This window comes from Bacillus sp. FSL K6-0994 (genome assembly GCF_038630815.1).
Lineage (GTDB): Bacteria > Bacillota > Bacilli > Bacillales > Bacillaceae > Bacillus > Bacillus safensis.
The window spans coordinates 2201989-2213238 of sequence record NZ_CP152043.1; the positions used below are offsets into that span (position 1 = coordinate 2201989).

Here is an 11250-nt window from a genome sequence, read left to right on the forward strand (position 1 = left end):
GCATTACATCATTTTTTAGAAAAGAGCATATAAAAAAACCTGACTTTTACAAGTACAGGTTTTTTGGTCATGATGTGGCTTCTTGCGGCTGCTCTTCAAAGATACGAAATCCTCTTTTTTCTAACGCTTTTGCAAGGCTATGCTCAGTATTTACTTTTGAGAAATCAATGCCCAGTTTCACTACAGTTTGAGCGATCTCTGGGCGGATGCCTGAAATAATCGTCTCAATTCCTAGCAGCTTCGCACTATCGACCACTTTAAACAGCTGATAAGCCACCATCGTATCAACAACGGGAACACCAGAAATATCAATAAATAAGTGTGTTAGACGCAGTCTTGAAGCCTGTTCTAGTACGGACTCCAGAATGATTTTGGCCCGGTACGTATCGATTTCCCCAATCAGCGGCAAAATCCCAATTTCCTTTGATACTGGAATAACTGGGGCACTTAGCTCTTGAATCATTTCTCTTTGTGCATTCAGCTGACTAAGTGTCACGCGGTCATATTCTTCTGATAAACGCTCAATCATGTCATCAAATGTGGCGTGAAAGTGCTGATTCCACTGACACACATCTTGCAGCGTCACTTCAAGCTCTGTTTCTTGGGTGAATGTCTCAATTCTCGAACAGAAAATGTGGCGGAAAATCTTAAACTGTCCAATGATTTCATATAACGGCACCTCGTGCACTGCTCGATCACGTGCAATATCAACAGACCACTTTTTCAAATGGTTTTCTACTTTGTCAGACAGTGTCACAAGCGTGGCTGCAATGGTTTGAATAAACGCTGTGTTCTGTTCCTTCAGCTTCTTTTCCGTTTCCTCTGAAGCATGTTTAGAATATAATGAGCCTTCTTCTGTTCTTGTTTTTAGCCATTCTTCGGTCATGACAGGGGCTTCTTTTAGTATAAATTCGTATAATTGCTTTGATTTTTCATTTTTCATTTATTTCTTTCGCTCCTTTTTCACTAAAACTCGTGACATACAACTTTTATGTATAAATGACCGCAGATGGTGAACAATAACATTACACGTTTGATATTGGGCTATAGCCAAGTGGTAAGGCAATGGACTTTGACTCCGTGATCGTTGGTTCGAACCCAGCTAGCCCAGTTCAGCACAAAAACGAAGACGGCTGAAGCTTGTTTCAGCTGATCTTCGTTTTTTATTAGGATACCGATTGATGAATCGCTTTCTTCTTTGATATTTTCATGAGTTCTCCGGGATTATAGCCGACCACTAATTTATTCCCATCAATGATGATTGGTCTCCGGAGCAGCTTTGGTTTTTCAATGAGAAGCTGTAAGACCTCGTTTACTTTTAAGTCATTAATATTTAAATTTAAGCTTTTAAAAGCCTGACTTCGTGTGGCTAAAATTTCATCCATTCCCTCTGTTGTTAAAGAAAGAATCTTTTTTAATTCATCTAGTGTTGGCGTTTCTCTGAAAAGGTGACGCTCTTTAAAATCAATTTGATTCGCCTTTAACCAATGTTTTGTTTTGCGGCAAGACGTGCAGCTCGGGTATGAATAAAAAGTAATGTCACTCATTAGTCTTCCTCCTTAGGTCGTTAACCTTTTCTCTTATGGAGTAAGTACCCTCATGTTTTTCGGCATAAACACTTTTTCATCATTTTTTCAAAAAAATTTTTTCTGCATTCAAAATAAATTGTTCACATGATGTCAAAAATGTAAATGTTTACATAACAAGTGATGATCAGCTATAATATGAATCAAAGGGGTTTTTAAGGGGAGGGAAAGAAATGAATCGCATGTTCCGCGTTCTTGGCTTTTGGACGGGTATTTTTGCTGTCATGTTCTATTTAGGACATATGAAAGATGCATCGCTGCTATTCTTCGGTCAAACCGTTCTTTTTGTATTTTTATCCTACTTGAATTTATCCGAAAGAATGTATATTTACATTTTCGGAGCGTACTTGACGATTTTCTTTGCCGGATTTACATATTATTCGATTTTCATCATGGTTCCCGGTACCGGACATTAATTGAAAAAAGCATCTCTATAAAAAGAGATGCTTTTTTTCATACGTTTAAAGAGAAAATCCATTAATAAACGGATTTTGCTCCTGCTCCGTCAGCACAGTCGTTTCCCCGCCATGTCCGCTTAAAACAAGAGTTGATTCTGGCAATGACAATAATTTTTGATGGATTGATTGTAGCAGCACTTCCTGACTGCCGCCTACTAAATCTGTTCTCCCGATGCCGCCTTCAAATAGCGTGTCACCAGAAATAACAAAGCCCTCTTCCGCCGAATAGTAAGACACACTGCCTGGTGAATGCCCTGGTGTATGGAACATTTCTAATGTAAACGACCCAATTTGAAGCGTTCCTTCTGACGTAATCAATTTTTCAGCTTCTTTGACCGTAATTCCATTCCCAATCAATCGAGCTGAACCGTTTAATTCAGCGTTCGTGAGCCATTCTTTTTCATTTTCGTGTACATACAGCGGCACTCCCCACTCTTCGCGCACCTCATCTGCCGCGCCAATATGATCAAAATGAGCATGTGTCAATAAGACAGCAAGCGGTGTGAGCTGTTTTTCTTTTACATAGGAAATCAGTTTTTGCGCTTCACCGCCTGGATCAAAAATTAAGCATTCTCCCTGTTCATTTTTCCAAATATATGCGTTCGCTTGTACATAGCCTAGTGGCATTCTTCTCCAATTCATTTTCATCACCTACTTTATTCATTCTTTTTTATTATGAAGGCTATTCAATAAAAATTCAAACAATCGTCAACTGGAATCTACTCGACAAGCTTTATGAAAACGGTTAAAATGAAAAGAAAGGAAATCAAGGGGATTGATGACAAAGGGGGACTTTCACATGATGCTCGTCATTATTTTTGGTCTAGTCACGATTTTAGCTGCGCTCGGCATCTATCGCTCACTAAAAAAAGTGAACGTACTTGCCATCGCTTTTGCAGGCGCTACATTTTTGGTTTTTGGATGGTTCACTGTCATGACCATCATCTATAGCGGTTATCCAACTGCACATTAAAAGCCTGCTTATAGCAGGCTTTTTTATTGATTTAAATGCTTATTCACGCTTTCTAATTTGCTTGTAAGTGTTGTGGTTTGATCCCGTCTGTCATCGATGCGAATATTGGTCGCTACTCGGTGCAATCCCTTTTCAAAAGGGGCTTCATGAATGCGCTGAATGACCTCAAATAAAACGGATAATTCGCCTTCAATTAACGTATTCATCGGTGTTAATTGATATTTGATTTTCCCTTCTTGTTGAAAGCCTTCTAAAATTCTTTGTACATCTGCTACATAAGCACTGACACTTGGTGTTTCAGTGCCTATCGGAATGATGGTGACGTCTGCTATAGCCATCGTTTTTCCCCTTTCAATTAAATTCTCATGTTTTCTCGTCCTCATTGTAACCTATCCTCATTCAATCATGCCATGCTTACGTTGCGTTTACGGCAGGTTTGTCTCGTTCTATCGTCAAATCCGCTCTCTCTACCTTCCCGATCTTTGTAAACAGAAGCAGGCATATACCTGAAGCAGCTTCAATGATGCCGCCGGCCGCAATGACATACCCAGATCCAAATATTGTTGCCATATAGCCGCCAAGGAGGGCGCCTAACGGAATCATTAAGTAGGAAATCATGTTGATGATCGCATACACTTGCGGCTGATCCTCTGCCTTTACTGACAATTGAATCATCGTATGTTCGGGTACGTTAACTGCACTAATTGCTGCTCCTAAAGCAAAAGCTGATATAAACACAAGAGGCAACAATGCGTTCATACCTGTGATGAAGAAGGCGATTCCATCAACGATCCCAGCGCCTATAAACAGCAATCCATACCGATTCACTTTTATCTTTGTCAAAACAAACCCCATCAAAAATGCGCCTAGTGCAGTTGTGACTTTGATGAATGAATAGACGACCGGTCCACTATGTAAGTCTTCTGTTAAATAAATAACAGACAATGCTTCCCATGGTGCCGCAGCAAAGTTTGAGCAGACACAAAAAATCGCTAATGGAAACAAAATATGGTGGCTTCTAACAAGTGAAAAACCTCGAATTAATCTTTTGCCGTAAGATAATCCTTTTTTGGCTTTATCGATGATGACGTCTGTTTGATATGAAATCAAGAACACCAATAAAGCGGACAAAAGGTAAAGAGGAATGATCACAAGCATTGTATAACCTACGCCTGCAAATGCAATCATGACACCACAAATCGTGACCGTCACAAGTCTTACTACATGACTTGCTGATTGGATGGTTGCATTCGCTTTTTGTATGAGGTCCTCATGGACAAGCTTTGGAATAATCGATACAGATGCCGGTTCATAGGAACCTCCTGTCGCCGAATGCAGCAGCATACAGCCAATGATGAGGACTAATGGTGTGAAACCATAAAAGTAACTAACCACAATTACAAGGATAATCGCTGCTCTTGTTAAATCAGCAAAGCACATCCAGAATTTCAATTGATGCGGCTTCATCATGGGCGTAATAAATGGCCCAACAATCGCTTGAGGGACAAAGCTGACCGCAATAAAAAAAGCTGTCCCTATGGCCCCTTTCCCTCCTAGTACTAAAAGCCACAAGATGGTGTTGAAAGATAAACTATCAGCCGTAATTTTGCACATTTTAGAAACAAATAAATAAGTAAAATTTCTTTTCCACAGGCTTTGCGCACTCAATAGTCGACATCTCCCTAAATCATATCCTTTTTTTTACATCCATATCTTTCACAATAGCTTACAAGGAGACCTTCGTCAATTGCTTCAACATTGTTTTTATTGACCATAAGCAATTGATTGTTTCTCAGAATATGAAAAAGCACCAGACAGGTGCTTTTAACACTTACACGCTTCCCACAAAAGCCGCTTTGTTTTTTCATAGATCGAATCAAATTGAACCATGGAAAGAGGATTTTTCCCTAGACCAAGCTCGACTGTATAGCCCTCATTATGAAATTGATAAATAAACCAATCGCGATAACCTGCATAGCTGTCGAGATATTGGATCGGTTTGTAGCCGCTCACTTGTTCGAATCGTTTGACCGTTTCTTTTGAGATGGCTGGCTCATGGCCAAGAAAACCCCAATAGATCTCTTCTCCTTGTGTATGAAGGGCGATCAGCCGGTCAAATCGTTTTCGCAACGCAAGATTTGCCATCGCTTTCGCTTCTGGTTCTGTTAATGGCTCGCGCCCAGGATAATCCCGGTAGGACGGTGCTTTCGCCTGATGACGATAGTACTCGATCTCCCAATAAGCAGGGAACTGATTGTTTAAATCCACCCCTCGAATATTTGCTTTCCATTCCCGGTAATCGGAATATCCACCGTTTAGCAGAGTGAATTCTTCACGATGAAGACCTAGTGACTCCGGTCCATTACGTACCAAATCGACTCCATCTGGATTAACCATTGGCACGATGGATAAAGCGGTGGTCTGCAGGATATGAACCGCTTCATAATGTCTTGCCTGCACTGGGTCAGACGCTGCTAAGCAAAGCGATTTCAGCCATTTTAATAAAACAGACGTCGTGATCCATTCATTTGCATGAAATGAGGCATTGAGATGAATAGAATGTAAATGCTGAACAGGCTCTGTTCGGATCTCATAAATAGGTGTATCAAGCACTGAATGGCCAATAACGCTAATATGAAGAAAAGGAAATACGGCTTTCAAGCGGCTCAGCTCTTCTTCTAATTGAGCGCTATCATATTCAAATGTTCCATTGATCCAATCATCGGATTGCTGCAGTCTGTAAGGTGCAATAAATCTCTGCACATCACCTATCGAATCAAATACATGGACTCCTTCTGGAAGTCTATATCCTGGTAAAAGAAGCTCATCAGTGCTTGTTTGATTTGATAAATGAAAAGCCGCTTTTCCTATGCCAAGCTGCTTTGCCACAGCATCCCTCCCCGCTTCATCCAGCTGCCATTCAATTTTTCCAAACGACGTTGTCTTCATTTACATCCCTCCTCTCATACTATATGAGCCGGAAGGCAAAAAAAGAAAACCCCTGCTTCTAAAATAGCAGAGGTTTTTTCATCTATTAGGACGCCTTTTTCAGCTCCGTTTCACCTTCTTTTTTGGATGGTGAATGGTCCGGGCTGTTTCGATCATAAAATCTAAGGAGATCCCCGTAGATGATTTGATCAGAGAACTGAAGCTCCTGCTTCGCCTTCTCTTCATAAGACTGACACACGTTTTTATCATCTACTGGCTCGCCTGTTTCTTTATTGTAGCAAACACCATCTGTAAAAATGCTGTCCTTCGTAATAAAGCTTCCATCACGGAGTACTGTAAAGTCATTCTTATCTTTCGATAAAAGGTCATGACCAAATTGAATTTGTTTACTTGTATCAATCCCTAGAAGATTGAGTACAGTTGGACGGATATCGACCTGACCGCCTACCGTATCAATTTCTTTTGGATGTTGATCCGTCACCCCTGGAATGTGTACAACAAACGGGACTTTTTGAAGCTGTACTTCTTCAAATGGCGTAATCTCTTTATTTAAAAATTGTCCCATGGCTTCGTTATGGTTTTCAGAAATTCCGTAGTGATCCCCATACAAAACAAAAATGGAGTTATCGTATAACCCAGCTTCCTTCATCTTTTTAAAGAAAAGCTTAAGGGCTTCATCTTGATAACGCACTGTAGGGAAGTACTTGTTCAGCGTTTTGCTCTTTGAATCATATTCATCAATGAGCTTATCTTCTTCATCTAAATCAAAAGGGAAATGGTTCGTTAATGTAATCAATCTCGTATAGAAAGGCTGCGGGATCGATTTCATTAATTCAGCGGACTGCTCAAAGAACGGACCATCTTTCAGTCCCCAGCCAACTGAGTTTTCTTCATTCACATCAAATGATTTAATATCAAAGAACTTATCGTAGCCAAAGCTATCGTAGATAAGGTCACGGTTCCAGAAGCTTTTGTTATTCGCATGAATAACAGAAGAGTGGTAGCCCTCATCCTTTAACAGCTCAGGTGTCGCTGTAAACTCATTGCTTGGATTTGTGAAGAACACAGCCCCTCTTCCAAGTGGATAAAGAGAATTATCTACAATAAACTCTGAATCAGATGTTTTCCCTTGACCTGTTTGGTGATAGAAATTAGTAAAGTTATAGCTCTTCTTGATCAATTTGTTTAAAAACGGAGTAATTTCTTTCCCGTTTAATTTTTCATTGATCACGAAACTCTGTGTAGATTCAAGTGATACAAGAATGACATTTCGTCCTTTTGCTTGACCAAATGTCTTTTCATTACGGTCCGTTTGATTTGCGCTTACATAGTTTTCAATTTCAGTTAAGCTATTACTGTCAGCAAGAGCTCGTTGGGCGGACTGCTTCGATTGCAATACCCCATCATAAATATGGAAGTTATATAAGCTGATATTTTTCACCAGCATCTCACGGTCAAATGAGCGAGTAAGGAGTTCTGGTCGTTCTGTTTCAGCTAAACCAAGGTTAAAGAAGAATGTAGCTGCCACAAATAAGTAATAGGCCGCTCGTTCTTTTCGTGAAATTGTGACATCTGTTCTAAAGGAAGGCTGTTTTTTATAGAGCCAAATTAAAATGATGATATCAACAAACATCAGTAAATCGACTGGTTCAATTAATGAGGTAATACTTGACCCGAGGTCACCCATATTGTTTGTTTGAAATAGGACGGGGATGGTTAGAAAATCACTATAGAATCGATAAAACACAATGTTGGCTAACAAAACGAATGTTAGGATAAAGCTTGTCACGATGATATATCGATTGCGGTTTTTTTCTTTGAAAAATAAACCGATACCGAAGATAAACAAGAGAAAGCTAAGCGGATTAATAAACAGGATAAACTCCTGCATGAAATTTTCAATTTTAATATTGAAGCTAGATTTATAGATAACATAGGTTTTGACCCACATCAGCAATGTCGCAATCAGTAAAAATGAAATCGCCTTTAATCTATTCTTTCGCATTGTAACCTCCTTATGCTAAGCGCGCACCCAGGCTCTGGATATACCCTAATTATTGGTGCTTCTAGAAAAATAACTAAAGTATATCTTATCCTGTATATGATGGAAAATCAATGTCTTTTTCCTCATGACAAACTTATGAATATGCTAAACATCCAATTTCATGCCTATCTATCGCTTTTTTTAATAAAAATGACATCATTATGACTTTTTTGTTCAAGACAGCCATTTGGTTTTTGCCATCCATGCCCCGCCGATAACACCCGCATCGTTTCCGAGGGATGCAATTACCACTTCAACATCGTCAGCGCAAGGCGGGAAAGCATGTTGTTTCACAATGCGCTCTACTTTACTGCGAAGAAGCTCACCTGCTTTTGAAACACCGCCGCCAATCACAATTTTTGTTGGGTTTAAAGCACTAGCAAGATTCGCTAGGACAAGTCCAAGATGTGTCGTCACTTCTTCTACGACACGCATTGCAAGATCATCTCCGTTTTCTGCCGCTTCAAATACATTCTTTGCCGATAGCGAAGCGAGCTTGCCAAGTGAAGATGTATGCTGCTCGGTTTCTAATTTATCCTTTGCAATCCGGACGATGCCAGTTGCAGATGCGATCGTTTCAATACAGCCTGTTCTTCCGCAATTACACTGTGCACCTTGAAATGGAACAGCACAAATATGGCCAATTTCTCCGCCAGCTCCTGTTTCCCCTTGAACAACTTCACCGTTGACGATGATGCCGCCGCCAACCCCTGTTCCAAGTGTGACCATCAGGATATTTTTTGCGCCATCGCCTGCCCCCTTCCACATTTCACCGAGTGCAGCAATATTCGCATCATTTTCAATGACAGATGGAAGTCCCGTCTCTGCCTCTAGGTGATCTTTCAAGGGGTAGTTTGTCCAGCCCAGATTCGTTGTTTTATAGACGATGCCAGATACTTTATCTACAGGTCCAGGCGCACCCATTCCGATCCCAATAAGTGCTGATTTCGGCATACTGATCTCAACCAGTTTATGGTCAATTGATTTGGCAATATCGACTGTGATCGTCTGCCCGGATTTATCCGTAGGAATCTCCCACTTATGCTGAATTTCACCATATAGATTAATGAACGCAAGCTTAATTGTCGTACCGCCAAGATCAATACCTACAAACCAATCCCCTGTCATATGCCCTCCACCTTCACATTGTTTTTCGATTTAATTTGGCTAGCTCCATTTGAAGAATCGTCATTGCGTTTGACCATTCGGTCCGGTCAATGATGCCTGATGTATACATTTCCTTCAATTCGTCTGCCATAAATTCTAATTCTACTTCACGATCTCCGAAATACACATAATTTCCAAATCTCATAAGCAGCTGCTGTACATCATATAACGTTTTCATTGTTTCCACCATTTCTTCTCATTAACAGTTAGGATAAGCGTATTCATAAATGCGCTTTCAGTCAAGTCATTCAACGTGTTTGACTATTTTCGATATATTGTTTCAGCTTTAAAAATTGATCATTTTGAGGATCTTGTTTTAACGCTTTCGCTAATAGATCCTCTGCTTTCGCTGTCTCTCCTTTTTCTACGTATAAAAGCGATAAATGATACAGTTTATTTGGATCATCTGGATCTTTTTCAAGCGACTTTTGTAAAAATTGAATAGCCTTATCAAGTCGGCCCTGCTGCGCTTCCGATAGTGCATAGATATGAAGTGCCTCAGCTGATGCATCTTTATTGTGCACATATTCCTCTAGTCGTTCACTTGCTTCGCTGTACTTTTTCTCATCAAATAAACTCGCTGCCTCACTTGCTGCCGCTGCTTCCTTTTGATTGTCAGAATGAAACCCTGTATACAATCCAAAACCGCCAATAAAGAGCAGAGCAGCACTCGCAAGAAGCATTTTGACAGGCTGGATCTGTTTAGGCAGACGGACAGCTAATGCGGTGAAAAAACCGCCAACCAGGCCGCCAAGATGCCCTGCGTTATCAATACCTGATACAGTGAAGCCTATTCCTAGGTTAATGAGGATAATGACAATAATATTTGTCCCCATCGTCCGAAAGAAAAGCTTTCGATTTGAGATGGCTAAATATAACAGTGCGCCTAAGCAGCCAAAGATCGCGCCGGATGCGCCGGCTGCAATTGCCGTATTAAACACAAAGCTCGCTATGGAGCCAAAAATGCCGGAAATGAAATAGATGAGCAAAAATCTTCCCGATCCATAAATTCTCTCAACAGCCGCTCCAACGGACCAAAGAGCAAAAGTATTAAAGAGTAAGTGCGTCAAGCCAATATGTAAAAACATTGGTGTCATCAGGCGCCACCATTCACCCTCTAAGATCAGCACATTATTTTTAGCACCAAATGCTGTTAAAGTTGCGGTATTGGTACTTCCGCCTGACAGCTCAAGTAAAAGAAACATCACCACTTGGACAGCGATCAGCAAGTAGGTAAAAATGGGTCTGCCATTTTGAAACACGGCCCGTTCTCGTTCTCGCTGCTTTTCCTGATCATCAAATGCCTGAAGCACGTTCCTTTTCAGCTGCATGGCATCCTCAGCTGTGTCTTTCTTCGCTTCTTCTACATTTACTGCAAGCGATGTATTCAGCCATTTTTGCAGTTCGTTTACATCGTTTTGAAGCGTGTCTGCATTGAGTAACACAGGAGTAACTGTCACCTTATTCTCTTTTTGCGGCTGACCGTTTAGGTCTTCCCAATCATCTACTGGAACATCAGTTGTAAATTGCAGCTGCAGGAGATGAAGAGATCGTTTACGCATAGCTTCTCTCAGCTGATTGATCCGATATGTTTGCTCCTCGATATCTCGAACGATCTCCTGCCTGAAATTCACATCTTTTCTATATAGACGGATGAGATCATAACCTGAGTTTCGTGGTGCTTCAAAAAATATTTCATCTTCTGGGTACGGACTTTGAATCATCTCGTATCCTTTTTGTCTTAGTTCATCAACAACTCGCCAAAATAAACTATCTATGACATTCATACATTCGCGCTCCATTTTTTACATTATTATAGCAAGAATCGTTCTTATCCGCATTTCTAAACAAAAAAATCCCGGCTTTTGCGGGATTAGAATGCTTGGCGAATAAATTTCGTCCGAAAATATGGGATTTTCATCAGCCATTTAATCAAAAAGTGCCGGACTTGATTTTGGCCTAAAACCAAATTCATGAGCCGATAACGATTTTGCACGAGAACGAATGCAAATAGTGTGAACACAATGCTCCAAATCATTTTATTCATCCATATTCCCTCCTATGTTCGTATCG

The 11250-nt window shown here is 40.5% G+C and carries 13 protein-coding genes and 1 tRNA gene; 3 read left to right on the top strand and 11 right to left on the bottom strand.

What is annotated here, in order from left to right; all coding sequences use genetic code 11:
• Nucleotides 1-67: 67 nt before the first annotated feature.
• The gene (locus MHB69_RS11320) at nucleotides 68-943 is read right to left on the bottom strand and encodes an STAS domain-containing protein (protein ID WP_024422979.1); all 876 of its coding nucleotides are present in this window, start codon (nucleotides 941-943) and stop codon (nucleotides 68-70) included.
• A 97-nt stretch (nucleotides 944-1040) separates the two neighbouring features.
• Between MHB69_RS11320 and MHB69_RS11325 the strand changes: the two genes are divergently transcribed.
• A tRNA-Gln gene (locus tag MHB69_RS11325) sits at nucleotides 1041-1111 on the top strand.
• Nucleotides 1112-1166: 55 nt separating this feature from the next.
• Here MHB69_RS11325 and MHB69_RS11330 read toward each other — a convergent pair.
• The gene (locus MHB69_RS11330; RefSeq protein WP_007501232.1) at nucleotides 1167-1547 is read right to left on the bottom strand and encodes a Spx/MgsR family RNA polymerase-binding regulatory protein; all 381 of its coding nucleotides are present in this window, start codon (nucleotides 1545-1547) and stop codon (nucleotides 1167-1169) included.
• A 212-nt stretch (nucleotides 1548-1759) separates the two neighbouring features.
• On the opposite strand from MHB69_RS11330, the gene MHB69_RS11335 reads away from it, so the two are divergent.
• Entirely contained in the window at nucleotides 1760-2002 is a 243-nt protein-coding gene (locus MHB69_RS11335; protein ID WP_003217440.1) for a DUF2626 domain-containing protein, read from the top strand.
• A gap of 45 nt (nucleotides 2003-2047) precedes the next feature.
• Here MHB69_RS11335 and MHB69_RS11340 read toward each other — a convergent pair whose 3' ends face one another.
• Nucleotides 2048-2686, bottom strand: a complete 639-nt coding sequence (locus MHB69_RS11340; protein ID WP_024422981.1) for an MBL fold metallo-hydrolase — start codon at nucleotides 2684-2686, stop codon at nucleotides 2048-2050.
• A 157-nt stretch (nucleotides 2687-2843) separates the two neighbouring features.
• On the opposite strand from MHB69_RS11340, the gene MHB69_RS11345 reads away from it, so the two are divergent.
• Nucleotides 2844-3017 carry a DUF2759 domain-containing protein gene (locus MHB69_RS11345; RefSeq protein ID WP_003217333.1) on the top strand — a complete coding sequence of 58 codons (174 nt, stop codon included), beginning with the start codon at nucleotides 2844-2846 and terminating at the stop codon, nucleotides 3015-3017.
• Between the two features lie 23 nt (nucleotides 3018-3040).
• Here MHB69_RS11345 and MHB69_RS11350 read toward each other — a convergent pair whose 3' ends face one another.
• The 8 genes from MHB69_RS11350 to MHB69_RS11385 form a co-directional block, all read right to left on the bottom strand.
• Nucleotides 3041-3355 carry an MTH1187 family thiamine-binding protein gene (locus MHB69_RS11350; protein ID WP_024427984.1) on the bottom strand — a complete coding sequence of 105 codons (315 nt, stop codon included), beginning with the start codon at nucleotides 3353-3355 and terminating at the stop codon, nucleotides 3041-3043.
• 76 nt (nucleotides 3356-3431) lie between these two features.
• Entirely contained in the window at nucleotides 3432-4685 is a 1254-nt protein-coding gene (locus tag MHB69_RS11355; RefSeq protein WP_342495568.1) for an MFS transporter, read from the bottom strand.
• A gap of 156 nt (nucleotides 4686-4841) precedes the next feature.
• Nucleotides 4842-5966: a M14 family zinc carboxypeptidase gene (locus MHB69_RS11360; RefSeq protein WP_065214633.1), complete on the bottom strand. Its 1125-nt coding sequence runs from the start codon at nucleotides 5964-5966 to the stop codon at nucleotides 4842-4844.
• A gap of 85 nt (nucleotides 5967-6051) precedes the next feature.
• On the bottom strand, nucleotides 6052-7971 hold the full coding sequence (locus MHB69_RS11365) for an LTA synthase family protein (protein WP_342495569.1): 1920 nt from the start codon (nucleotides 7969-7971) through the stop codon (nucleotides 6052-6054).
• Nucleotides 7972-8184: 213 nt separating this feature from the next.
• On the bottom strand, nucleotides 8185-9138 hold the full coding sequence (locus MHB69_RS11370; RefSeq protein WP_342495570.1) for an ROK family glucokinase: 954 nt from the start codon (nucleotides 9136-9138) through the stop codon (nucleotides 8185-8187).
• Between the two features lie 13 nt (nucleotides 9139-9151).
• Nucleotides 9152-9355, bottom strand: a complete 204-nt coding sequence (locus MHB69_RS11375; RefSeq protein ID WP_008342322.1) for a YqgQ family protein — start codon at nucleotides 9353-9355, stop codon at nucleotides 9152-9154.
• A 70-nt stretch (nucleotides 9356-9425) separates the two neighbouring features.
• Complete coding sequence (locus tag MHB69_RS11380) at nucleotides 9426-10964, bottom strand: rhomboid family intramembrane serine protease (RefSeq protein WP_342495571.1); 1539 nt, start codon at nucleotides 10962-10964, stop codon at nucleotides 9426-9428.
• A gap of 86 nt (nucleotides 10965-11050) precedes the next feature.
• Nucleotides 11051-11224 (bottom strand): hypothetical protein, encoded by a 174-nt coding sequence (locus MHB69_RS11385; RefSeq protein ID WP_162176177.1) that lies wholly within the window; start codon nucleotides 11222-11224, stop codon nucleotides 11051-11053.
• Nucleotides 11225-11250 lie beyond the last annotated feature (26 nt).

Coding starts and splice junctions, on each gene's coding strand:
- MHB69_RS11320 (WP_024422979.1), bottom strand. CDS start 943: ATGAAAAATGAAAAATCAAAGCAATTATACGAATTTATACTAAAAGAA.
- MHB69_RS11330 (WP_007501232.1), bottom strand. CDS start 1,547: ATGAGTGACATTACTTTTTATTCATACCCGAGCTGCACGTCTTGCCGC.
- MHB69_RS11335 (WP_003217440.1), top strand. CDS start 1,760: ATGAATCGCATGTTCCGCGTTCTTGGCTTTTGGACGGGTATTTTTGCT.
- MHB69_RS11340 (WP_024422981.1), bottom strand. CDS start 2,686: ATGAATTGGAGAAGAATGCCACTAGGCTATGTACAAGCGAACGCATAT.
- MHB69_RS11345 (WP_003217333.1), top strand. CDS start 2,844: ATGATGCTCGTCATTATTTTTGGTCTAGTCACGATTTTAGCTGCGCTC.
- MHB69_RS11350 (WP_024427984.1), bottom strand. CDS start 3,355: ATGGCTATAGCAGACGTCACCATCATTCCGATAGGCACTGAAACACCA.
- MHB69_RS11360 (WP_065214633.1), bottom strand. CDS start 5,966: ATGAAGACAACGTCGTTTGGAAAAATTGAATGGCAGCTGGATGAAGCG.
- MHB69_RS11365 (WP_342495569.1), bottom strand. CDS start 7,971: ATGCGAAAGAATAGATTAAAGGCGATTTCATTTTTACTGATTGCGACA.
- MHB69_RS11370 (WP_342495570.1), bottom strand. CDS start 9,138: ATGACAGGGGATTGGTTTGTAGGTATTGATCTTGGCGGTACGACAATT.
- MHB69_RS11375 (WP_008342322.1), bottom strand. CDS start 9,355: ATGAAAACGTTATATGATGTACAGCAGCTGCTTATGAGATTTGGAAAT.
- MHB69_RS11380 (WP_342495571.1), bottom strand. CDS start 10,964: ATGAATGTCATAGATAGTTTATTTTGGCGAGTTGTTGATGAACTAAGA.
- MHB69_RS11385 (WP_162176177.1), bottom strand. CDS start 11,224: ATGAATAAAATGATTTGGAGCATTGTGTTCACACTATTTGCATTCGTT.